Origin of the sequence: Halopseudomonas sp., assembly GCF_036960865.1 — a bacterium.
Classification (GTDB): domain Bacteria; phylum Pseudomonadota; class Gammaproteobacteria; order Pseudomonadales; family Pseudomonadaceae; genus Halopseudomonas.
Window position 1 is genome coordinate 74980 of sequence record NZ_JBALWE010000009.1, and the last position, 23838, is coordinate 98817.

A 23838-nucleotide genomic window follows, 5' to 3' on the forward strand; every position below is an offset into this window, starting at 1 on the left:
TGGCCTATCAGGCCAGCCACAACCAGCAGGCCAGTGTGCCGCTCACCGCCAGCCCGATCAACGCCCACCGGCTCTTGCCACGCAGCCGACGACTGAGATCCTCTTCGTGATGATCCGACAGAACAAAGGGTAAGCCGCGCCGCGGCGGCTTGCGCAAGGCATGTATCACGGGTGCCTGCCCGGCAGTCCGCGCTTCCAGCTCTGCCGCCTGGTTAGCTGCACGGCGTACGCGCTCCCATTCTTCCAAGTCGATTTTGCCGTCGCCATTGCGATCAAAACGTGCCAATAGATCGGGGAAGTCTGCCTTCCAGTTACTGATCACCTGGCGTGACAGTGCGTTCATATCGACCGCATCACGGCCGCCACCGCGGCTCTCGAACCAGCCTATGGCATACAAGGGCTCTTCTGCCACAAACCACTCTTCGGTGTAGCGATAGCGCTTGCGCAGCAGGCCACCCAGAAAGCCCTTGGCAACGGATTTGTCTGCCGGCCAGCGCTGGTTCCCCTCCCAGCGACGACGGTGCTTGGGATGCACCTCCGCGCCGAGCGGATTGATCCAGCAGACGCCGGTGGAATCGCGCAGCAAAAACGGACGCTCCGATACACCCTGCTCTACCGTACGCCATTGATTGTCGCGGTCGGAGTTGCCCTTGTGCTCCTCAACCCGAAAGCGGTACCAGAGGCAAGGGCGCTTCGCCAGGGGAGACAGCAGCGGCTCATGCCCGCCAGCGTCAAGCATGCCATTGAGTTCAACCAGGCCTTGCGCCGCTGAGCGCACCCGCGAGGTGGGTGTATCTTCAATCCAGCGCGCGCGCTGCAAGCGCGTCAACATCAGGTAGAGGCAGCCAACGGCTGCAGCAGTGGCGAGCCCGGTAAACAGGTAGTAATGCGCTGGGGACAACCACATGACCCCATGCACATCAATCATGAAAACAGCGCCCGCAGGTCAACGTCGGCCTTTTCCTCTTCAGTAAACTGCAATAGCTCAGCGGGCTTGAACGAAAACAGACGTGCTAGTAGCACTTCCGGAAACTGCTCGATGCGTACGTTGTTGATATTCACCGCGGCATTGTAGAGCTCACGACGATCTGCAATACCACTCTCCAGCCCGGTGATCCGCCCCTGAAGATGCTGAAACGAGTCGCTGGCTTTCAATTCAGGGTAGTTTTCAGCCAGCGCGAACAATTGCCCAAGACCGCTGCGCAAGGCGGTCTCGGCGACGCCCACCCCTTTTACATCGCTCTGCTGGCGGGCACTCGCAACGGCACTGCGCGCAGCGATAACGCGCTCCAAGGTTTCGCCTTCGTACTGCATATAACGCCGGCAGGCTTCGACCAGCTTGGGCAGCTCATCGTGTCGCTGACGCAACAGCACATCGATATTCGACCAGGCCTGGCTGACGGCATGCTTCACACTGACCAGCTGGTTGTACAGCATGATGGCGTATATGAGGCCTACCGCAAGCGCCACAAGAATAATCAGGGTAGTCAGTTCCATTGCACAAATTCCTCTTGTAAAACGTCAACGCGTCGTCAGCAAGCCCCACCAGGGGCACCCGGTGGATACTATAACGGCAGATTCGGCGGCGTGGCACGACGTTTTTCGTACGGGTTCAAGCGTGGGGGCAAGCGCACAATGCGAGGGGATATTACCCGCCTCACCGCCAGGGGCGGCAAGGCGTTATGCAACCAGCATACCTGCAGACTTACTGGAACAGTGACTCACTGGACAGACCGTGCTGCTCCAGAATATCGCGCAGGCGCTTCAAGGCTTCGACCTGAATCTGCCGCACCCGCTCACGGGTCAGGCCAATCTCACGACCCACCTCCTCCAGCGTACTACTCTCGTGCCCACGCAGACCAAAACGGCGAGTTACGACCTCACGCTGCTTTTCGGTCAACTCGGACAACCAGCTGTCGATACTGGTGTTGAGGTCATCGTCTTGCAGCTGATCGCAAGGATCGCTGCCCTGCTCGTCGGTCAGGGTATCGAGCAGGGTCTTGTCCGAATCCGGGCCAAGCGACATATCTACCGATGCCACCCGCTCGTTGAGACCGAGCATGCGCTTGACGTCAGCGACCGGCTTGTCGAGTAACAACGCAATCTCTTCCGGAGAGGGCTCGTGATCCAGCTTTTGCGTCAACTCGCGCGCCGCACGCAAATAGATATTGAGTTCCTTTACAACATGAATAGGCAGGCGAATGGTGCGCGTCTGATTCATGATAGCGCGTTCGATGGTTTGCCTGATCCACCAGGTTGCATAAGTAGAGAAGCGAAAGCCACGTTCCGGATCAAATTTTTCCACGGCGCGAATCAAGCCAAGGTTACCCTCTTCGATCAGATCAAGCAGGGTAAGGCCGCGATTGACATAGCGCCGGGCGATTTTCACCACCAGACGCAAATTGCTCTCGATCATGCGCTTGCGTCCCGCAGGATCGCCCTTCTGCGCCAGACGCGCAAAATGGACTTCCTCTTCGGGGGTCAACAGCGGGGAAAAACCGATTTCGTTGAGATACAGCTGAGTGGCATCCAGCTGCTTGGTGAACTCGAACGCATTTTCGCGCTTGTGGTTGCGTGGTGTAGCGCGTTTAGCGGCAGTTATCGATGCAGACATCAATGCCTCCTCATCATCCTTGATAGCACGCTTGGGCGGCGCGGGTTGATCCATCATGGCCTGCCCGGTCTGTTTCTTATTCTTGACTGCCATATACATGCCCCATTCCCAGTCAAAGCGCGGTATGAACAGTACTACAGCAACGACCCACCTATGGTCGACAGGCTAAGGTCGACCGAGCCGTCCAACATTCATACCTGTGCAAACATCTCTGTTTGTTCAGGCAGCGTGCCTGTACGACATGACAATCTTGTGTCAGCTACCACCACCCTAGCATCAAGACTTGGGTAAATACGCCAACGGGTCTACAGGTTGACCTTTTCGTCTGATCTCGAAATGCAATTTCACCCTGTCAGTGCCGCTGCTACCCATCTCTGCGACAGCTTGGCCGACCTTCACCTGATCGCCTTCCTTTACCAGCAAACGACTGTTGTGCGCATACGCACTCAAGTAGGTCTCGTCGTGCTTGATGATGATCATCTCACCATAGCCGATCAGCCCGCGCCCAGCGTAGACCACAACACCATCAGCAGCCGCTTTCACAGGCTCACCCAATTGTCCGGCAATATCAATCCCTTTATTCAAACTGCCGTTTGACTGAAAGCGTGCCAGCAAAGTGCCACGTGCGGGCCAGTTCCAGCCGGCCACAGTGGTGGGCAGACTGGCCTGCGCCGGCGCGCCACCCTGGGTTCGCGTTGCAGGCGCTGCAGCCCGCGGGGTAGCCGGCGTGGTGGTCGTGGTGAGTCCGGGTTTTGGCTGGTTGGTTGGCCGCGAAACCACCGCAGAGCCGGCACTTGCAGGCACTGGCGTGGCCGTACGCGGCGGCGTGGTATTGGACGAAGGTCTAGCCGGCGTGGTGCGCGCAGTAGTGCGCGTATTCAGGTTGATGCGTTGCCCGGGATAGATGGTGTAGGGCGCCGCCATATGGTTGTTGCTGGCGAGCGCCTTCCAGTCCCAGCCATAGCGAAAGGCGATCTGGTACAGGGTTTCGCCACGCTGAACTGTATGGTAACCGGATGTAACAGTATCGGCGCGTTGCCCGCCGCGGCCGCGCTCGTCAATAGGGACAGTGCCAGATGGCCCGGCACAGGCAACCAGCAGCATAGCCAGCAAAGAAATACCTAGCTGTTTGATTTTCACACCCGCCTGTAGCCTATAACGCACACACCGCCCCATTTCCAGGTTGGCTCCCGTTCTTTCCCTACTGCAGCTGTGGTACCGATGTCAGTCGGCCGAGCGCCGGCCCCACCAGTCCAATAGGCACACTAATACCACGGCCAGGGCCATCAACGCCAACCCGGCCTGCCACAACGAGGGCTCGCCAATGACGCTTTGATACTGTGCCGGTAGCAGGTTTTGCTGCAACAGCGGAACCTGCTCGCCGTGGCTGTTAACCCGCCAGGTCAGGGTTTCTTTCCAGGGCCAGACCTTGTTCAGCGAGCCGATCAGCAGCCCGGTCAAAAAGGCCAAGGTGATATTGCGCATATGTCCGAGCAGCCATGACAGCAGCCTGGAAAAACTCAGGATACCAATGACGCAGCCGAGCAGAAAACAGCCCAGCAGCACCAGATCGAAACTTTTTACCGCCTGCAGGACACCACTGTACAAACCCAGCAACAGCAGAATGAAGCTACCTGAGATACCTGGCAAGATCATTGCGCAGATCGCAATGCTGCCGCCAAGGAAGAGTGTGAGTGGCGTCACACTCAGCGCCAACGGCGACGCCACCGTGATCAGGTACGCAAAAGCGCAGCCGGCAACACCCGCCGTCACCGTCGCCAGATTCCAGCGGTGAATTTCACGGCCAACCAGATAAACCGAGACCAGGATCAGGCCGAAGAAGAACGACCATACCAGCAAACCGTGTTCAGCCAGCAGGTAGCTGATAACCCGCGCCAGGCTGGCGATACTGCAAAGAATGCCTGCCAGCAGCGCTAGCAGAAAGCCGCCGTCGATGGCTTGCCAGGTTTCACGAAAGCGACCGCGCGCCAGCCACACCAGCTTGTCTGGCGTACAGGCCGAAATGGCGGCCAGCAGGCGATCATAAATACCCGAGATAAAGGCGATTGTGCCGCCTGACACGCCCGGCACCACATCCGCAGCACCCATGGCGATGCCACGCAAAAAAATCAGAATGTATTCCCTCACCTGCACCTTCCTCTGGGGGTAATTCAGGAACGAATCGCGCCCGCCAGTAAAGGCACAAAGCGAACCGGTTCAACCTGCTGATAAATGAATTCGTCGCCGTTACGCACCACCAGCATCAGATGCTGATCCTGCTCACCCACCGGAATCACCATACGGCCACCGTCGGCAAGCTGCCCGAGCAGCTCCTTTGGCACCTCCGCAGGCGCGGCAGTCACCAGAATGGCATCGTAAGGCCCGTACTGCGGCCAGCCCCAGTTGCCGTCGGCGTGGCGAAACACCACGTTACGAATATTGATGTCCTTGAGCACTGCCTTGGCCCGCTCCTGCAGTGGGTAGATGCGCTCCACGCTGAAAATGCGCTCCACTACCTGAGACAGAATCGCGGTTTGATAACCGGAACCGGTGCCGACTTCCATCACCTTGTCGAGCGGCCCACCGCCAAGCAGCAACTCTGTCATGCGGGCGACTATATAGGGCTGCGACAGCGTCTGGTTGTGGCCGATAGGCAGCGCCGTGTCTTCGTAAGCGCGGTGCGCCAGCGCCTCATCCACAAACAGGTGACGCGGCGTGCGCCGAATCGCCTCCAGCACATGCAGGTTGCGGATACCCTCTTCGAACAACCGTTCCAGCAAGCGCTCACGGGTGCGCTGGGAGGTCATGCCGATGCCATTTTTATACAGTTCGTCGCGCACCATGATTCAGCCCAGATTACCCAACCAGCCTTGCAGGTGGTCGAAGACTTCGTAATGCGTCTTGTCGACCCGCAAAGGCGTTACCGAAACATAACCCTGCATGACCGCATGAAAATCGGTGCCTTCGCCGCCGTCCTCGGCATCGCCGGCAACCGAAATCCAGTAACCTTCCTTGCCGCGCGGGTCGGTCCATTTGATCGGCCGCGCCGCACGTGAGCGGTGACCCAGGCGCGTCAGGCGAATGCCTTTGATTTGCGCCAACGGCAGGTTGGGAATGTTCACGCTCAAGATGGTACGCGGCGGCAGATCAAGCTTGTCGTGCGCCTCGACCATTTGCCGGGCAATGGCTGCGGCCGCCGGCAGATTGTCGGTCTGTCGGCCCACCAACGAAAAGGCCATCGCCGGACGCGCCAGAAAACGCCCTTCCAGCGCCGCCGCTACCGTACCCGAATAGAGCACATCGTCGCCCAGGTTGGCGCCCAGATTGATGCCGGACACGACCATGTCCACGCTGTCTTCGTAGAAGGCATTGAGGCCCAGGTGCACGCAGTCGGTCGGCGTGCCGTTGAGGCCAATAAAGCCGTTTTCATACACAAAGGGGCGCAGCGGCCGGTCCAAGCTAAGGGCACTGCTCGCGCCGCTGCGGTCTTCTTCCGGGGCGACCACTACGCAATCGGCGTAGTCCGCCAGTGCGCCGTGCAGGGCTTTGATACCCGGCGCCAGCACACCGTCGTCATTGGCTATCAGAATACGCATCAGTTTTCGCTTTCTAGCCCACCGCCGGCCTGGCTGACCAGCACTACCAGCTCGCGCAGTACCGCGGTTGCGAAGCAGCCGGTGGGCAGGGTGAATTCAAGTTCAAGGCAATCCGAGGACGGATAATGCCACGTCAGACCGGCAATGGGGAGGCGTAAAATGCGCCGCGCCTGATCCAGTCCGGCCGCCGCCAACCACTCTGCCAGAAGCAGATGCTGCGACGCTACCATTGCCTCCATTTGCGCCTGCTCGCCGCTGCTGTCCAGCTCACCGGCGCCCCAAAGCGTGGCAGTCGGGTGCAGATCCAGTTGGGCTACGCGGGGATCATCGGTGGCCAGTTCCGCCGCTGGAAACTGGCTGCGGCTCTGGGTAAAGGCCAGACAGTCACCGGGCAGCACGGCATTCCAGCTACCGTCGGCCACGCGCACCGCAAGCATTCGGTTGAACAGGTAACTGCGCGCGGTGGAAAGCAGCCGCGAGCGGGTGCCGCGCGCTGGCGGATAGGCGCTGCGCTGCGCCCAAGCGGTGGCGTCTTCCAGATTGCCGCCGGCATGGCCAAAGCGCTGCGGACCAAAATAATTTGGCACACCCTGCGCCGCAATGCGCTGCAGCCGCTCATCCAGCGCCGCCGGATCAGCCTGCAGCTCAGTCAGACGAATCAGAAAGCGGTTGGCACTGTGTGCGCCACGCTGCAGTTTGCGTCTGTGCCGCTGCGCCTGCAGACAACTCAGGTTGGCGTCCCAGAGAGCAGACAAGTCCGGGTCGGCCTTGCCCGGCAACTGCAGGCTGAACCACTGCCGCGTCACGGCCTGGCGATCCTTCAACCCGGCATAGCTGATATTGCGCAAGGAGACACCACTGGCCCGCGCCAGCTTGCGCGCCACCTCTTCGGTATTCAGTCCGCGCTTTTCCAGCAACAGCCAGAGGTGCTCACCCTCACCGGACAACTCGATATCCAGCACTTCGGTGACGCGAAAGTCTTCCGGAGCGGCTTTCAGCACCGCCGCACCACAGGGCTCGCCCCAGGCGCGCGGCCCTAACAGCTCGGCCTCAAGCATGGGGCAACAACAGGGCAACAGCGTGTACCGCGATACCCTCTTCCCGCCCGGTGAAACCCAGTTTCTCGGTGGTGGTAGCCTTGACGTTGACCTGATCCAGCGTGACCTGCAGATCGGCGGCGATCAACTCACGCATGGCGTCAATGTGCGGCGCCATTTTTGGCGCCTGGGCGATGATGGTGGCGTCGACATTAGCCACCTGCCAGCCCTTGCCCTGCACCAGCCCCAGCACATGCCGCAGCAATACGCGGCTATCGGCACCAGCGTAGGCGGCATCGGTATCCGGGAAGTGCTTGCCGATGTCGCCCAGTGCCGCCGCCCCCAGCAGGGCATCGCTCAGGGCGTGCAGCAATACGTCGCCATCGGAGTGCGCCAGCAGGCCAAATCGATGCGCAATCCGCACCCCGCCCAGAGTAACGAAATTCCCCTCGGTGAAGCGGTGTACATCATAGCCGTGACCGATACGCATACTGTGTTCCTGCCTGATTCAATGTGCCGGCGATTCTACCGCCTTGGGCCATCCAGTGACAGGCCGATGACCCAAGGCGGAGAAGGCGAGGATCGCCCTATCAGAGCAGTCCCAGCGCCTTGCCGTGATGACGTAAATGATCATCAATGAAACTGGCGATAAAGAAGTAGCTGTGATCGTACCCAGGCTGCCTACGCAGTGTGAGCGGGTGCCCTGCTGCCTGGGCTGCGGCTTCCAGCGCTTCGGGCTTGAGTTGCTCAGCCAGGAAGTTGTCTGCCTCGCCCTGGTCCACCAGCAATGGCAGCCGCTCTTCGGCCTCGGCAATCAGTTCGCAGGCATCCCACTGCTTCCAGGCCTGCCGATCATTACCCAGGTAATTGCCCAACGCCTTGTGGCCCCAGGGACAATCCATTGGATGGGTAATAGGCGCAAAGGCCGACACCGAGCGATAACGGCCAGGGTTGCGCAGCGCGCACACCAGAGCACCGTGCCCACCCATGGAATGGCCACTGATACTGCGCTGATCACTGACCGGAAAGTGCTCTTCGATCAAGGCCGGCAACTCATCTACCACGTAGTCGTACATGCGGTAGTGTTCCGCCCAGGGCAGCTGGGTGGCGTTGACATAAAAACCAGCGCCAAGACCAAAATCATAGGCACCGGCCGCGTCATCCGGCACACCGTCGCCGCGCGGGCTGGTGTCGGGCATGACCAGCACCATGCCAAGCTCGGCCGCCAGCCGCTGCGCGCCGGCCTTCTGGCTGAAGTTCTCATCGTTGCAGGTCAAGCCCGACAACCAGTACAGCACCGGTAGCGGCTTACCCTGATCTGCCTGCGGCGGCAGGTAAATACCAAACACCATGTCGCAACGCAGCGCTTTGGACTGGTGCCGATAACGCTTCTGCCAACCGCCGAAGCTCTTGTTGGCAGAAACCAGTTCAAGAAGTGAATCCATCGTTAACTCCTGTTCAGAAACGGCGAGCTGCCGGCCAGAGCGTCAAATGACCCTCTGGCTGCTGGCAGCTTGTCGCTTGGGGCTTGTCGCCTGTCTTCAGAAATGAATAACGGTGCGGATGCTCTTGCCTTCGTGCATCAGATCAAAGGCCTTGTTGATGTCGTCCAGGCCCATGGTATGAGTGATAAAGGTGTCCAGCGGAATTTCACCACTCTGCGCCTTGGCCACATAGCCCGGCAGCTCGGTGCGGCCCTTGACGCCGCCGAAGGCACTGCCACGCCAGACGCGACCGGTCACCAACTGGAACGGGCGGGTGCTGATTTCCTGACCTGCACCGGCAACACCGATGATGGTGGATTCGCCCCACCCCTTGTGCGCGCATTCCAGTGCAGCGCGCATCAGTTGCACGTTGCCCACGCACTCGAAGGAGTAGTCGACGCCGCCGTCGGTCATCTCGACGATGACTTCCTGAATCGGCTTATCGTGATCCTTGGGATTGACGAAATCAGTGGCACCCAGCTCGCGGGCGATATCGAACTTGGCCGGGTTGATGTCGATTGCAATGATGCGACTGGCCTTGGCCATGGTCGCACCGATGATCGCCGCCAGACCGATGCCGCCCAGACCAAAGATCGCCACAGTAGCGCCCTCGGTCACCTTGGCGGTATTGAGCACCGCACCAATGCCGGTGGTGACGCCACAACCCAGCAGGCACACCTTCTCTAGCGGGGCTTCCTTGGGAATCTTGGCCAGGGAGATTTCCGGTACCACGGTGTACTCGGAGAAAGTCGAGGTACCCATGTAGTGGTAGATCGGCTCCCCTTTATAGGAAAAGCGCGAGGTGCCGTCCGGCATCACGCCTTTGCCCTGGGTCGCACGCACCGCTTGGCACAGGTTGGTCTTGCCGGAGGTGCAGAATTTACAGGTGCGGCACTCGGCGGTGTACAGAGGGATCACGTGATCGCCGACTTCCAGCGAGGTGACGCCCTCGCCCACCGCCTCAACGATACCGCCACCCTCGTGACCGAGAATGGCCGGAAAGATGCCCTCCGGATCATCACCCGACAGCGTGAAGGCATCGGTGTGGCAAACGCCACTGGCGACAATTCGCACCAGCACTTCACCCTTCTGTGGCGGCGCCACATCCACTTCAACGATTTCCAGCGGCTTGCCGGCAGCAAAGGCAACGGCGGCACGAGATTTGATCATGCGAATTCTCCTCACGGGTTTCAGATGTTCTGCAGTGTAGTAGAGGCGGCTTTTGTGGATAATAGCCATCGCAGCAAAACATTACTGCCATACAGGGATAATCAATGAGTCAGTGGGAGGGGATAGACGAGTTTGTCAGCGTCGCCGAGCTGGGCCACTTCAGCGGCGCCGCTGCTCGCCTTGGAGTGTCCTCTTCCCACGTCAGCCGTCAGATAGCCCGATTGGAAGATCGCCTGCAAACGCGGCTGTTCTATCGCAGCACTCGTAAAGTCAGCCTGACCGAGGCCGGGCAGACCTTTCTGCAGCATTGCCAGCGCCTGCAGGATGCCCGCGATGAGGCGCTACAGGCCATCACCGACCTGGGCAGCGAACCCAAGGGGCTATTGCGCATGACCTGCGCGGTTGCCTATGGCGAAAGCTTCATCATGCCGCTGGTAGACGATTTCATGCAGCGGCACCCACAGCTGCGGGTAGAAATGACCCTTACCAACCAGACGCTGGACCTGCTGCACGGCAGCTATGACCTGGCCATCCGTCTGGGGCGACTGCAGGACTCCCGCCTGATCGCCAGCCGACTGGCGCCGCGCCACATGTACCTGTGCGCTGCGCCGAGCTACCTGACGCACCACGGCGCGCCGCACAGTCTGTCCGAGTTGCCGCGGCACAATTGTCTTATCGGCAGCAGCGATGTGTGGAGTTTCCAACAGCGCGGTAAGGAAGTCCCGGTGCGCGTGCAGGGTAACTGGCGCTGCAACAGTGGCCAGGCCGTACTGGAGGCAGCGCTGCGTGGCTTCGGCCTGTGCCAGCTGCCTGACTACTACGTCCGCGAACACCTGCGCAGCGGCGCGTTGCGCGCCCTGCTGCCACAACACCAGCCGCCGCATACCGCGGTGTGGGCGCTCTATCCGCAACAACGGCACCTGTCACCCAAGGTGCGCCAACTGGTTGACTACCTGAAACAGGGCTTGGCTTTGAGGCCGGAATACCGGCACGACCAAACGCCATGAAATCTCCTTCGGCACCAGAACACAAAAAAGGGGCCGGAGCCCCTTTTTCTGCGTTCCCATAGCGGCGAAAGGCTATGGCGATCAGACCTTAGTTATACTGCTGGGCGCGTTGGCGCAGCTCCATGTCGGTCTGCATGCGCGAGGCAATTTCGTTGTAGCGCGGAATGTCCAGGTCCTCGTCCTGAATTGCTTCAACCATCTCTTTCTGAGCCCCCATTTGCAGCTCTTGGGCTTCCTGCTGGTCGCCGGCGCTGCTCAATTCTTCAGTAAGGTCTTCACGAATTTCGTTCACTTTCTTCTCGGCACTGACGAACTTCTCCAGATCCGCTTCGCTGACCGGAGCAGACGCCTGAGCGGCACCCTGCGGCTCACCGTACTGCTGCTGGGTCGCGCCATCCATGGACTGTGCCATGGCAAGGGGCGCGCCAGCGGTGGCGGTCATGGTAGCAATGGCAAGAGCGGCACTGAGTTTTTTAATGTTCATCATGAGTATCTCCTTCGGTTGAACTCACAGAAGGTATTACACAGAGCGTGCCAGCTTTTTAAAATAAATAATAAGACATTGATTTAAAACAATAAAATATTAAAAAACAAGTTTTAATCAAACGCCATCGCCTTGCAATAACCCAAATAACATGTATCTTTTTTAAACATGAGCAAAAAAGACCCGTTTACATTTGGCACACTCGCCCGTCGCTTGTCACCCTCGCGCTTGAGCGGCCTGCAGCGCACACTATTGCTTTTTGTGGTGCTCCCTCTGCTAGTGCTGACCGCGCTCGGCATCCGCTTCGGCCTGGAACAGGCCAGCCAGTTTCAGGAGCAGCGTTTAAAGAACGATCTTGAGCTGATTGGCCGCGCCATCAGTATTCCCATTGGCACGGCGCTGGGCGAGAACGACCGTCAAGCCATTGAACTGGCGCTCGGCTCGGTCTTTGTGCTCGGCGAGGTCTATGGCGCCTCGGTATTTGACGTCAACGGTGTGCGGCTGGCCTCGGCCGGGGTAACCGAGAGCGATCTCACGCGCACCCGCATACCCGATCTGATTGTCGCCACTGGTGAGTCACAGCAAGGGTTTAGTCAAGTGGGCGGCCGCCACCTTTTCTCCCATTTCATGCCATTGTTTGATGTCGGCGGTAACATTCAGGGACTGATCCAGATTACCCGGCGAGCCAGCGACTTCGGTCGCGCGCTGGACCAACTGACCATCATCGCCTGGGCCGCCTGGGGCGTGCTTGGGCTAACCATTATCTGCGCGGTGATGCTCGGCCACTACGGCGGCGTAGGGCGGCACGTCGACAAGCTGCTTGAGCACATGCAGCGGGTTGCCCAGGGCGACCACTCCCACCGCGCAGCCCTGGAGGGCCCGGCCGAAGTCGCGGCGCTGGCCGAAGGGCTCAATCATATGCTCGACAGCATCGAGCAGGCCCGGCGCGAGTTGGACGAGCACCGCGCCGCAGAAACTGCGCTGCTCGCGCAACTCAAAGACAACGAAAAAATGGCGGCCATCGGCGGTATGGCGCGCGGCGTCGCGCATGAGCTGGGCGCGCCGCTGAGCGTGATTGACGGCCGCGCTCGCCGGCTGCAACGCAGCAGCGATCCCGACTCTCCACACCAACGCGAGTTCACTGCGATCCGCGCCCAGGTCGCGCGCCTGACCAGCACTGTCAAGCAACTGCTCGACTACAGCCGCCCTGCCGCCGCAACCTTGCGTAAAACCGACCCGGTGCAGTTGAGCAACAGCGCAGTCGACGCCATCACGCCCGAGTTCGAACAGGCTCGTAAGCACCTGCAGCGCCACTACGAATCCGACCTACCAGCCCTGTTCGGCGACCCGGCACGGTTGGAGCTGGCCCTGTTGAACCTGCTACGCAATGCCATGCAGGCTGCGCATAGCCGCGTCGAGGTAAACCTGACCAGCAACGAACAGCAATTGATCATCCGCATCAGCGACGACGGCCCCGGGCTACCGGATAACGACGTAAACCAGTTACTGGAGCCCTTTTTCACCACCAAGGTGCCCGGAGAAGGCACGGGGCTGGGGCTGGCCATCGTTCAAACAGTCGTCGAGGAGCACGGCGGCGCGCTGTTGCTGAACAACCAACCGCAAGGGGGTTGCTGTGCCAGCCTGCTGCTACCGATACACAAGGAGGCGGACGTATGAGCCACACCGAACACCTGCTATTGGTCGAGGACGATAGCGGCCTGCGCGAGCTGCTGCAGGAGGAACTGGAAGCCGAGGGCTATCAGGTTACCGCCTGCGGCAGTGCAGAAGATGCGCTGGCCCCGCTGCAGCAGGCCGAGATCGACCTACTGGTCAGCGATCTGCGCCTGCCCGGCGCTGATGGTCTCAGCCTGCTGCCCGCCGCCCAGGCGCTATCGCCCGCCCCGGCGGTGCTGATCATCACCGCCTTTGGCTCTGTGCAGCAGGCGGTCAACGCCTTGCAGAACGGCGCAGACGACTTTCTGACCAAACCACTGGAGATCGATCACTTCCTGCTAACCGTCAAACGCCTGCTGGAAAACCGCCGGCTGCGCCGAGAGGTGCAGCGTTACCGCTCGATCATGGCGGTGGAGCAGTTTCACGGCATTATCGGCCAGAGCAGCGGCATGCGCCGACTATTTCAGCACATTCGGCAGATGGCCGGCGCTGATGGCCCGGTGCTGATTCAGGGCGAAAGCGGCACCGGCAAGGAACTGGTCGCCCGTGCCGTGCATGAAGAAAGCGTACGCAGTGGCAGACCCTACATGGTGGTCAACTGCGGTGGCATTCCGGCAGAACTGATGGAAAGCGAATTCTTTGGCCACGCTGCCGGCGCCTATACCGGTGCACGCAAGGCCCGTGCCGGCCTGTTTCAGCAGGCCGAAGGTGGCACCCTGATGCTGGATGAAATAGGCGAAATGCCTCTGGCGCTGCAGGCCAAGCTGCTGCGCGCGCTGCAGGACGGTCACGTCAGACCGGTCGGCAGCGATCATGAAATCCAACTGGATGTGCGCGTGATCGCGGCCACAAACCGCAACCTAACCGAGTGCGTCGAGCTGGGCACCTTCCGCGAGGACCTGTTCTACCGGCTGGAAACCTTCAACCTGCAGGTGCCGCCGCTACGCGAGCGCACCGACGATATTCATTACCTGGCGGATTTCTTTCTGGCCCGCTTCAACGCGCGCCAACAGCGACAGATCAAGGGCTTCAGCGATGCGGCACGCCAGGCGTTGTTGCACTACCCCTTTCCCGGCAATGTGCGAGAACTGCAAAATGCCGTAGAGCGCGCGGCGACCTTTTCCCAGGGGGCACTGATCGAGCTGCATGATCTGCCCGAGCGGATGCAAACCAGCAACCTCAGCAACCCCCTTACCCAGACCGCAACGCCAAGTGAGCTGCACCAACCCACCGACCAGCTGCCCAGTCTGGAGCAGGTGCAGCGTCGTTACATCCATCAGGTACTGGATGCTACCGGCGGCAACAAGCGCAAGGCCGCCGATATCCTCGGCATCACCCGCCGCACCCTCTACCGCTGGATCGAGTAACGCAGAGCATGCGCGCCGCACCAGCCCTGCGGTAAGCTAGTGCGTCGCGCCCTCAGCCAGGAGAACCTTGTGTCACGCGTGCTACGGCTCAATACATTGCTCGATCGCTGCTTTCAGCCAGGCGCGGTACCGCTCGCCGCCCTGAGCCAAGACCTGAAACGACTCGATGCCCTGTGCAAAACGCTGGGCGTCAGCGAACTGAGCAGCTTTATCGACACCACCGCAGTAGAGCTGCAACAGGCCGTCGAACTCATCGACGACGAAGTTCGGCCGACGGGCGAAGCCGAGACAGACCCCGAGACGGGGCTGCTCTATGGCATTGAAGACATGCGCTGGCAGCCCATAGCCGCCGGTATGAGCAGCCTGGAGGCACTGCAAGGACATCTCCAGCGAGAGCGTCCGGGTGCTGCGCCGTCCCCTTTGCTGGCAGAACTTGCCTACTGCATCGAAGCGCTAAGCCCACTGGAAACCGAGGGCGCCCAGTTCCATCTGGCTCTCACAGCCGACTGATCTCGCCAGCGCCCAGCACTACAGCAACCCCCACTCGCGCAACTGCTCGATGCAGGCCGGCACGTCCACCTCATCCAGCTGTTCGGGAGCCAGAAAACGCCGCCCGTATTGCAGGTGCACTCCGGTGCTCAAAAACAATGCCAGCAGGCGCGCATCCAGGTGTTGGTCACGCGCCATGAACAACATGATACGGACCGATTCCGAGAGCTTCTTGGCTTCCTTGTAAGGCCGGTCGGCCGCAGTCAGGGCTTCAAAGATATCGGCTATGGCCAGCACCCGATCTTCCACCGACAACTGCTCGGCATTGAGCCGCCGTGGGTAGCCGGTGCCGTCCAGACGCTCGTGGTGCGTGGCCGCCAACTCCGGCACCTGTGCCAGCGCCTTGGGGAACGGCAGGGTCGACAGCATGATCAGCGTTTGCACTATGTGGTCGTTGATCTTGAAGCGCTCTTCCGCCGTCAGCGTGCCACGACTGATCGACAGGTTGTACAGCTCACCCCGGTTGCTGCTGTGCTCGGGCAGATCCATATCAAAGCCCCAGCGGTTGGCGGGATCGCTCGCGGCCACCGGCGGCTTGCGATCACCCCAGGCCACAAGGTGCTCGGGACGGTCCATCAGCAACTGTTCTTCGGCCGGCAATGCCGCAGCCGGCACGCCAATCAGTTGTTGCCGCTCATCCCCCGACAGACCTAGGCGGTTGTCGAAGTAGCGCAGCCAGGTCTGCTTGCCAATCTCCTGTAGTCGATCCACGTCTTCCTGCGCCATGAACTCACCCCCGGTGTTGGCTTTGGCGACCACGCCAAAATCCACGCGCAGGCGCGCCTGCTCGGCGTCACGGGTGCGCTGCAGCGCCTTCTCATCCGCACCGGCTGCGCGCCCTTGCCAGTAGCGGATATCAGCCTCGCGCCACAGCACCTCGAAGCGAGTGCGAATCTCATGAATGCGGTTATAGAGGGTTTCCAGCTTGGTAGCCTTGTCGACCACATACTCCGGGCTGGTAATCTTGCCGCAATCGTGCAACCAGGCGGCCGTGCGGAAGGCGTAGCGCTGTTCCTCGGTCAGGCTGAAACTGGCAAAGGGCCCCTCCTCTGCCTGCTGCGCCTGCTCAAGCAGCATTTCAGCCAGTTGCGGCACCCGATCGCAATGTCCCCCCGTGTAGGGCGATTTGGCATCAATGGCGGAGGCCAGCAGGCGAATGAAAGACTCCAGCAATATCTGCTGATCATCAAATAGTTGCCGGGTTTCTATGGCTACCGCCAAGGTGCCCGCCAGGCTGCCAAGGAAATGGCGCAGGCTGCACACCGCATCATTGGGCAACAGCGGCGACACCTCCACCACCAGCACGCCTTGCAAGATGCTCTGGCGGTCACGCAGCGCCAGGGTGAGATAGCGATGATCATCGTCCAGCTGACTGGCCAGGCTGCGCGCCGGATCTTCAAGCAGTGCATCGCTCAGGGGCACGCTGGCCGGATAATGCGCCGGACGGGCATCGCCGGCACAGCGCAACACGCGCTCATCCTCGTTGTACAGATACACGGCACCACCTTGCCCTCCCGCAATCGCTATCAGCTGCTCAAGCACTACATCCAGCATGCGCTCCAGGCGGGTTTCCTGGCTGAGCGTCAAAGTAATGGTTTGAAAACGACCAATCGCTTTGGCCATGCGTGCGGTCATCTTGCTCAGATCGTTGACCTCACGAATACGTGATCGCACGCCAATCGGACTGCTGAAATCGAAATTGGCAAGCTGCCCAACCTGATCACAAAGCGACTTCAGCGGCTGCCCGAGCCGCTGGCCCAGCGCCCACCCAATCAGCAACAGCAGGGCTGCCAGGGCAAAAACCAGCCTCGCCTGATCACGCAGTGTGTCACGCACCCCTGCCAGCAATTCGTCTGACGGCATGGCGATCAGGATGTTACCCGGACTGCTGCCAAGCTTCCCCAGCGGCAGATTCAGTACGTACCACTGTTGCCCGGAGTGCTCCAGAAATCGCGGTGCGTCGGAGCTGCCCTTCATTTTTTGCACTGCTTCCAAGACAGGCACATTCAACTCAGGCAGGCTCACCAGCTGCATGCCATCGGCATCACCTCTGACAATCTGCTGCAGGTCGGTGTAGGCAATGACCTTGTTGCCCGCGCCCACCAGCGCGATTTCGGTGCCGGGTGTTAGCCGCAGGTCACTTACCTCGCTACTGAGATCCTGCAGAGACGCATCCAGGCCAAAGACCACACCCGCCTCGTTCCGCCGCGCCATGGTGACGCCAATATCCCCGCTGGTAAAAAAGATGTAGGGCTCGGTCAGCACGACATCCGGCGCCGCGGCAGCCTGCCGATACCAAGGGCGTGTGCGCGGATCAAAGCGATAGTTGTCGACCGCCACCTCGCCCAGGCCCCGCCCCTGATCGTCGTAGGCTAGCCAGCGTCCCTGCACACCAGCCCCATTCGCGCGTTCGACCGATTGCACCAGAAAGGCAGCGTGCCTGGGCAACTGACGACCGCCCGGCAGCAGCGTGGACGCGACCCGGCGCAACAGGAAAAAGTCACCATTCGGATAACCCGCATAGACCGCGCTGAGGGTGGTATTGCTGCGCAGCGTCTCGATCAGCACCGGAAGGCGCTGCAAGCGCTGCTCCAGCGTCAGTCCATCGGTCAGGGGGTCATGATTCAGAATACGCAGAGCACTCTCTGCGGGGCCTAGCAAGCGCTCAGCGCGCTCGTTCAACACCACGCCCAATTGCTTTGCAGACTCATTGGCTGCCGCGATCAGCAGCGTGCGCGAACCTCGGTACCCCTGCCACACAGTCACACTGGCCATCGCCAGCAGACAGATCACCATTGACCACGCAAACAACCATTGCAGGCTGAAACCGCTCTTCGCCTTCGCCATTCCCTTGCTTGCTCCCTGTCAAAGTTAGACCTTGCTGAAGCAGAGAATAGCCTAGCCAGAGCAGCCGCGAGCAAATTCAACCACCAGGTATATGTACATCGACCGAATGCATAGCCGCTACTTCGGCTGGTGAATAGCCCGGGCAGATTACAAGCCAACGGCTCACACTTTTGCCATAGTGTGCGCAGCAGACAACCGGGAGCGCACCGATGGATCAGTTCGAACACCAGATGATCCCCACCAATCACATTGAACTCAGCCTCTACAGCACCGGGCCAAAGAGCGGGCGGCCAGTATGGCTGCTGCATGGCTTCCCGGAGTGCTGGTATTCCTGGCGCCACCAGGCGCTGGCACTGGCCGCCCAGGGGTATCACGTGCACATTCCCGAGATGCGCGGATATGGCGCCAGCAGCGCGCCAGACGCGGCAGAGGACTACGACCTGATCACGCTCTGCGCAGACATTCAGGGGGCAATGAATCACCTAGGACACGAGCAGGTCGCCATGATCGGCCACGACTGGGGTGCGCCCGTGGCTTGGCATCTGGCCCTGCTGGAGCCGGCACGGGTCAAAGCCGTATGCGGCATGTCGGTTCCCTTTGGCGGCCGACCACGCCAACCGGCGATCAACATGATGCGCGAAGCCTACAAGGATCGCTTCCACTACATCGTCTACTTCCAGCAGCCGGGCCTGGCCGAAGCGGAGATGGCCGCCGACATCCCGCGCACCCTGCGCCTGATGATGCACGGTTTGTCGGGTACCGACGGCGACAATTCGCTGGTGCAGGACAAACCGGCGGACGCCCGCTGGCTGGACGACCACACCGACCCCGGCACACCGCCTGCCTGGTGCACTGACGAAGCCTTTGCCGTGTACGTGAAGACCTTTGAACAGAGCGGCTTTCATGGCCCGGTTAATTGGTATCGCAACTTTGAGCGCAACTGGCAACGAACCGAGTCGCTGGCCGGTAAGCAGATTGAGCAACCGGCGCTATTCCTGATCGGAGATCGGGACCCGGTCGGCGCGCTTGAGGCCTACACCATCAAAAAAATGCCCAACGTGGTGCCCAAGGTGGAACAACGGGTGATCGCCGACTGCGGCCACTGGATACAGGCCGAAAAACCGGCGGAAGTGAATGGCGCGCTGCTACCCTTTCTGGCAACGCATTTTCCCGCTGGCTGATATCGGAGTATTGCCATGGCCCTTTGCGACCTCACTGGAAAACGCATTCTCCTGACGCAGGCCAACGCCTTCATGGGCCCGGCGCTGCAGCAAACCCTGGAAAACTGCGGCGCTGAAGTAATTGCCGATGTGCGCGACTTTCTCGACCCCAAGGCACCGGCACAGCTGATCAAGGAGGCCGGCGCGATTGATGTACTGCTATTGAACCTGGGCGTGCCAGCACCCAGCACCCCGGCCGCACTGGTAGAGGACGACGAGTGGGGGATGCTGTTTCGCCATATGGTCGACCCGCTACCGCGCTTTGCCCGCGCCCTGCTGCCAACGATGACCGAGCGCCAGCGCGGCAAGATCATTCTCATGGGCAGCGCCTCGGCACTACGCGGCATGAAGCGCGCCTCCAGCTACAGTGCCGCCCGCGGCGCACAGCTGGCCTGGGTGCAGGCGGTTGGCGCGGAGGTGGCCGCCAAGGGTGTACAGGTGAACGCCATCGCGCAGAACTTCGTCGATAATCCGACCTACTTCCCCGCCGACATCCAAGCCAACCCCGCATTCCAGGCGCGACTGCAGCGTGAGGTTCCGCTGGGCCGGTTGGTCAGCGCAGAGGAAGACGCCAGCTTCGCAGCATACCTGTGCAGCGAAGCGGCCAACTGCTTTGTCGGTCAGGTATTTCCCGTGTGCGGTGGCTGGAGCCACTGACACCCCTCTTCATTCAGGATTACACCATGCAGCAACGCGAACATATCGTCAGCATCAGCTCACGCTTCTGTGGACCGCCCAACAGCGGTAATGGCGGCTATGTGTCCGGCCTGCTGGCCAATGCCATGGGCACGCCCTGCCAGGTCACCCTGCACGCGCCGCCACCACTGGACACGCCACTGCAACTGGTAGCCAGCGCCGAGGGCGCTGAGCTGCGGCTAGGAGAGCAGCTGCTCGGCAGCGCCAAACCCCATGTCTTCGAGCTGGAGCTGCCCAAGACTGTGGACGCGGCGACTGCGGCCCAGGCGCAGGAACGTTTTGAAGGCTTTGAACAGCACAACCTGCCCTGCTGCTTTGTCTGCGGCACCAACCGCGAGCCGCTGGATGGTCTGCGCATCTTTGCCGGGCCGACCGAACAGCAAGCCGAGCAGGTCGCCGCACTCTGGACCCCCGACGAGACGCTCGCCGACGATCAAGGAATGATCGCCAGCGAGTATCTCTGGGCGGCATTGGATTGCCCGGGCTACTTTGCCGTGCGCGGCCAGGCCGGCATCGCCCTGTTGGGACGCTTTGCTGCACACATCGAACAGCCGGTGCGCGCCGGCGAGCAACTGGTGGTCTGTGGCTGGGCCCTACGCCATGACGGTCGCAAGCACTTTGCCGGGACCGCCCTTTACAACCAGCAGGGCCAGGCCGTGGCCTGGGCCGAGGCGACCTGGATCAGCCTGCAAAAGGCCGCTGTGGCCTGAGCGCTACTCAGCGCTCAGATAGGAGGAGCGGGTCAGCCCCAGCCGCAGCGCATCGACAAAGCGCGTGCGCTCGGCGGGGCTGAGCTTGGCGCCGGCTACCTTGTCGCGGTAGAGCGTCACCAGTTCGTCCGGAGCAAAGTGCACGTAGCGCAGCATGTCCTCGATGGTGTCGTGGGTTTCAATGCCGCCATGCACCACCTTGCCGTCGGGGCGCAGGTAGACATTGACCGAGTCGGTATCGCCGAACAGGTTGTGCATGTCGCCCAGAATTTCCTGGTAGGCACCGACCAGGAAAATGCCCAGCAGGTAATCCTCACCCTCGCGCAGCTCATGCACCGGCAGGCTGTTCTCGATGCTCTGCTCGTCCACGTAATGCCGAATCTTGCCGTCGGAGTCACAGGTCAGATCCTGCAGCACGGCACGCCGCAGCGGCTCCTCCTCCAGGCGGTCGAGCGGCATGATCGGCAACACCTGATCAATCGCCCAGGTATCGGGCAGACTCTGGAACACCGAGAAGTTGCAGATGTACTTGTCGGCCATCTTGTCGTTCAGTTCGTCCAGCACCTGACGGTGGGAGCGCTGGCGCGCCTTCAGTTGGGTATGCAGGCGGTTGCACAGCGCGAAGTAGCACTGTTCGGCCAAGGCTTTCTGCGACAGCGTGAGCTTGCCCTCGGCATATTGCGCGGCAACGTCAGCCATGTAATGCGTGGCGCGCCAGTAGGTTTCAGTGACCATTTCGATGTCGTGCTGGTCCTGCAATCCGACCAGGTTGCGCACCACCTGCGGCAGTTCGTCCAGATTGTCGATCTCCGGCAACACGTCGTTGTAACGCTCAACGTCGGTCACCTGCACCACCAGTACGGCGTGATGAGCGGTCATCGCACGGCCACTTTCAGAGAAAATGTGCGGGTGCGGCAGCCCCTGCTCATCGCAGAAGTCCTTGAGCATGCCAACCACCGTCTGGGCGTACTCCCGGACGTCATAGTTGATCGAACTGGCGTTACGCGAATGAGTGCCGTCGTAATCGACTCCCAGACCACCACCCACATCGATGTGGTCAACCGGCAAACCCAGCGCGCGCAGCTCGCCAAAATAGCGAATCGCCTCTCGGAAGCCGTGCTGGTAGTCCGCCAGATTGGCGATCTGCGAGCCCATGTGGAAGTGCAGCAGGCGCACACCGTCTTGCAGGCCGGCCGCCGTGAAGGCGTCGACGACGCGCAACAGTTGCGCAGCCGACAGGCCGAACTTGGACTTCTCACCACCGGTATCGGCCCACTTGCTGGAGGCCAGCGACGATAAGCGCACACGTAGCCCCACCTGCGGGGTCACGCCCAACTTCTCGGCCTCTTCAATCACCAGGCGTACTTCGGATTCTTTCTCGATAACGATGAAGACCTTGTGCCCAAGCTTCTGGCCGATCAGCGCCAGATGAATGAACTCGCGATCCTTGTAGCCGTTACAGACGATGGTGCCGCCCTTGGGCGCCAGCGCCAGCACCGCCATCAGCTCCGGCTTGGAGCCGGCTTCGAGACCGATAGAGACGTTGTCGGTCGCAATGATGTTCTCTACCACGGTTTCCTGCTGGTTGACCTTGATCGGGTAAAGAGCGGTATAGCCGCTGTCGTATTCCAGCGCCGCGATGCTCTGGTCGAAAGCGCCAGTCAGTTGCTTGACTCGCGATTGCAGAATGTCCGGGAAGCGCACCAGCAGCGGCAGATCAAGCCCGCTCTCGCGAAGCTGCCCCACCAGCTCGTGCAAATCGATACTGCCAGCCTCTGCTCCGCGCGGCATGACTTCGACATGTCCGGCGTCACTGACGTTGAAATAGCCCGCGCCCCAGTGCCGGATGCCGTAGACGCTGCGGCTGTCCGCCACCGTCCAGGCTGATGCATCTTCCTTGCGTGAACGCCGTACTGGGCCCATGACTACCTCGCTTGCCGAATAATGAATACAGCCACTGAGATGCGTGGTGCGGCAAACAGTTCACTTGCCCACCGCAGTGGCCTGATCGCCACAGGATAAAGCAAAAGCGCAGCGCGCGCCCGGTCACGCAGTGCGCATGAGGCAGCATTTGCGCTCTGGATAAACCAGCCCTTTGCTTGGGCGCAGGGCGCGCGCATATTAAGGTATCGGGCATCGCTACACAGCGTTGAACACCATCACAAGGAGAGATTACATGCAGCAGTATTTCAGTTTGGCGGGGCGCACTGCGCTGGTCACAGGCGGCAGCCGCGGCATTGGCCGCATGATTGCACAGGGCTACCTAGAGGCCGGCGCCAAGGTCATCATCTGCTGTCGCAAGTTGGCAGAAGGTCAGCAGACCGCGCAGGAACTGAGCCAGTACGGTGAATGCATCGCCATCGGTGCCGACCTGTCCACCGAAGCCGGTGCCAAGCAGCTGGCTGCCGATGTGGCCCAGCACACCGACCACCTCGACATTCTCGTGAACAACGCCGGCACTAGCTGGGGTGCGCCGCTGGAGGACTTCCCGGTCTCTGGCTGGGAAAAGGTCATGCAACTCAACGTTGTCTCGGTGTTCAGCTGCATCCAGCAGCTACTGCCCATGCTGCGCAAGAATGCCAGCGCGGAAAATCCGGCGCGGGTAATCAACATTGGTTCGGTGGCCGGTATCAGCTCCTTTGGCGAGCAGGCCTACTCCTACGGCCCCAGCAAAGCGGCGGTGCATCAGCTGTCACGCAACCTGGCGCGCGAACTGGTCAGCGAGCACATCAACGTCAATGTGATTGCTCCGGGCCGCTTCCCGAGCAAGATGACCCAGCACATTCACAACAACGCAGAAGCAATGGCCGAGGACTGCCAGCACATCCCGATGAAGCGCTGGGGGCGCGAAGAAGAGATGTCGGCCCTCGCCATCATGCTGGCAAGCGCTGGTGGCGCCTACATGACCGGTAACATCATTCCGATCGACGGTGGCTTCACCTTGTGATGCTGCGGTAGATACCTCCTCTGCCGGCCGCGCAGTAAATGCGCTGCCGGCGCTTCCACGCCAGCTGTTTCCATCGCCTCCAGCCCTGCTAGAAGCGACGTCCGCCCTAGCCAACTCTGTTCTAGACTCCTCCATCGCACCCCCAGCCAGCGCACAGTCATGGTGCAACTTCGGCAGATCACCCTGCTTCACTTCGGCGCAAAAAAATAAATTTGCACCAGCATCCCGCAGAAAGTGCTCTTTTTTGCAGCCTTCAAAAACCACGTCAAAGGCGCACACCGGAACTTTTCCGACCTCCCCGCAATCCCTTTAATGGCAAGGGCTGAACGCATAAACAATAAATAAAAACCCTCAAATATGACGCCAATATTTAACAGCTATAAATATTTGATGAGCAAAAATATCTGCCTGTAAGCGGCATTACCAGCGGGTTGAG

Annotated in this window: 22 protein-coding genes; 8 read left to right on the forward strand and 14 right to left on the reverse strand. The window is 60.6% G+C overall.

The annotated features are described in order from the left end of the window. Positions 1–7 precede the first annotated feature (7 nt). The 11 genes from V7747_RS13775 to V7747_RS13825 all read right to left on the reverse strand — a co-directional run bounded on the left by V7747_RS13775 (position 8) and on the right by V7747_RS13825 (position 9901). The gene (locus V7747_RS13775) at positions 8–928 is read right to left on the reverse strand and encodes a GIDE domain-containing protein (protein ID WP_335616595.1); all 921 of its coding nucleotides are present in this window, start codon (positions 926–928) and stop codon (positions 8–10) included. Then, entirely contained in the window at positions 925–1497 is a 573-nt protein-coding gene (locus tag V7747_RS13780) for a LemA family protein (RefSeq protein ID WP_335616596.1), read from the reverse strand. Before V7747_RS13780 ends, V7747_RS13775 begins: the two co-directional genes overlap by 4 nt. 208 nt (positions 1498–1705) lie before the next feature. Then, complete coding sequence (gene rpoS, locus V7747_RS13785) at positions 1706–2668, reverse strand: RNA polymerase sigma factor RpoS (RefSeq protein WP_442909272.1); 963 nt, start codon at positions 2666–2668, stop codon at positions 1706–1708. Between the two features lie 222 nt (positions 2669–2890). Continuing rightward, entirely contained in the window at positions 2891–3790 is a 900-nt protein-coding gene (locus V7747_RS13790) for a peptidoglycan DD-metalloendopeptidase family protein (RefSeq protein WP_335616598.1), read from the reverse strand. A 48-nt stretch (positions 3791–3838) separates the two neighbouring features. Continuing rightward, positions 3839–4762, reverse strand: coding sequence for a DUF368 domain-containing protein (locus tag V7747_RS13795; protein ID WP_335616599.1), 924 nt, complete (start codon positions 4760–4762; stop codon positions 3839–3841). Positions 4763–4785: 23 nt separating this feature from the next. Next, positions 4786–5457 carry a protein-L-isoaspartate(D-aspartate) O-methyltransferase gene (locus V7747_RS13800; RefSeq protein ID WP_335616600.1) on the reverse strand — a complete coding sequence of 224 codons (672 nt, stop codon included), beginning with the start codon at positions 5455–5457 and terminating at the stop codon, positions 4786–4788. A 3-nt stretch (positions 5458–5460) separates the two neighbouring features. Continuing rightward, positions 5461–6210 carry a 5'/3'-nucleotidase SurE gene (surE, locus tag V7747_RS13805; protein ID WP_335616601.1) on the reverse strand — a complete coding sequence of 250 codons (750 nt, stop codon included), beginning with the start codon at positions 6208–6210 and terminating at the stop codon, positions 5461–5463. Beyond that, a complete protein-coding gene (gene truD / locus V7747_RS13810) occupies positions 6210–7268 on the reverse strand; it encodes a tRNA pseudouridine(13) synthase TruD (protein ID WP_335616602.1) in 1059 nt (352 codons plus the stop codon). The genes surE and truD overlap by 1 nt, the downstream gene beginning before the upstream one ends. After that, positions 7261–7737 (reverse strand): 2-C-methyl-D-erythritol 2,4-cyclodiphosphate synthase, encoded by a 477-nt coding sequence (gene ispF, locus V7747_RS13815; RefSeq protein ID WP_335616603.1) that lies wholly within the window; start codon positions 7735–7737, stop codon positions 7261–7263. Before ispF ends, truD begins: the two co-directional genes overlap by 8 nt. 100 nt (positions 7738–7837) lie before the next feature. Continuing rightward, positions 7838–8692 (reverse strand): S-formylglutathione hydrolase, encoded by an 855-nt coding sequence (fghA, locus tag V7747_RS13820; RefSeq protein WP_335616604.1) that lies wholly within the window; start codon positions 8690–8692, stop codon positions 7838–7840. 96 nt (positions 8693–8788) lie between these two features. Beyond that, entirely contained in the window at positions 8789–9901 is a 1113-nt protein-coding gene (locus V7747_RS13825; protein ID WP_335616605.1) for an S-(hydroxymethyl)glutathione dehydrogenase/class III alcohol dehydrogenase, read from the reverse strand. A 104-nt stretch (positions 9902–10005) separates the two neighbouring features. On the opposite strand from V7747_RS13825, the gene V7747_RS13830 reads away from it, so the two are divergent. Continuing rightward, the gene (locus V7747_RS13830) at positions 10006–10908 is read left to right on the forward strand and encodes a LysR substrate-binding domain-containing protein (RefSeq protein WP_335616606.1); all 903 of its coding nucleotides are present in this window, start codon (positions 10006–10008) and stop codon (positions 10906–10908) included. Positions 10909–10996: 88 nt separating this feature from the next. Here the strand turns inward: V7747_RS13830 and V7747_RS13835 are convergent, their stop codons facing one another. After that, positions 10997–11395 (reverse strand): DUF4168 domain-containing protein, encoded by a 399-nt coding sequence (locus V7747_RS13835; protein WP_335616607.1) that lies wholly within the window; start codon positions 11393–11395, stop codon positions 10997–10999. Positions 11396–11560: 165 nt separating this feature from the next. Here V7747_RS13835 and V7747_RS13840 point away from each other — a divergent pair, with 165 nt between their 5' ends. From V7747_RS13840 to V7747_RS13850, 3 genes are all read left to right on the forward strand, one after another. Next, positions 11561–13069, forward strand: coding sequence for a sensor histidine kinase (locus V7747_RS13840; protein ID WP_335616608.1), 1509 nt, complete (start codon positions 11561–11563; stop codon positions 13067–13069). Continuing rightward, on the forward strand, positions 13066–14433 hold the full coding sequence (locus V7747_RS13845; protein ID WP_335616609.1) for a sigma-54-dependent transcriptional regulator: 1368 nt from the start codon (positions 13066–13068) through the stop codon (positions 14431–14433). Before V7747_RS13840 ends, V7747_RS13845 begins: the two co-directional genes overlap by 4 nt. Before the next feature lie 69 nt (positions 14434–14502). After that, entirely contained in the window at positions 14503–14943 is a 441-nt protein-coding gene (locus tag V7747_RS13850; RefSeq protein ID WP_335616610.1) for a hypothetical protein, read from the forward strand. A gap of 18 nt (positions 14944–14961) precedes the next feature. On the opposite strand, the gene V7747_RS13855 is transcribed toward V7747_RS13850, so the two are convergent. Then, complete coding sequence (locus V7747_RS13855; protein ID WP_335616611.1) at positions 14962–17829, reverse strand: HD domain-containing phosphohydrolase; 2868 nt, start codon at positions 17827–17829, stop codon at positions 14962–14964. 209 nt (positions 17830–18038) lie between these two features. Here V7747_RS13855 and V7747_RS13860 point away from each other — a divergent pair, with 209 nt between their 5' ends. Genes V7747_RS13860 through V7747_RS13870 form a run of 3 tightly spaced genes read left to right on the forward strand, consistent with a single transcriptional unit; the run spans position 18039 to position 20455 of the window. After that, positions 18039–19010, forward strand: coding sequence for an alpha/beta fold hydrolase (locus tag V7747_RS13860; protein WP_335616612.1), 972 nt, complete (start codon positions 18039–18041; stop codon positions 19008–19010). Positions 19011–19025: 15 nt separating this feature from the next. Then, entirely contained in the window at positions 19026–19706 is a 681-nt protein-coding gene (locus V7747_RS13865) for an SDR family NAD(P)-dependent oxidoreductase (protein ID WP_335616613.1), read from the forward strand. A gap of 26 nt (positions 19707–19732) precedes the next feature. After that, entirely contained in the window at positions 19733–20455 is a 723-nt protein-coding gene (locus V7747_RS13870; RefSeq protein WP_335616614.1) for a hypothetical protein, read from the forward strand. A 3-nt stretch (positions 20456–20458) separates the two neighbouring features. On the opposite strand, the gene speA is transcribed toward V7747_RS13870, so the two are convergent. After that, positions 20459–22378, reverse strand: coding sequence for an arginine decarboxylase (gene speA / locus V7747_RS13875; RefSeq protein ID WP_335616615.1), 1920 nt, complete (start codon positions 22376–22378; stop codon positions 20459–20461). A gap of 253 nt (positions 22379–22631) precedes the next feature. On the opposite strand from speA, the gene V7747_RS13880 reads away from it, so the two are divergent. Then, the gene (locus V7747_RS13880; RefSeq protein ID WP_335616616.1) at positions 22632–23402 is read left to right on the forward strand and encodes an SDR family oxidoreductase; all 771 of its coding nucleotides are present in this window, start codon (positions 22632–22634) and stop codon (positions 23400–23402) included. Positions 23403–23838 lie beyond the last annotated feature (436 nt).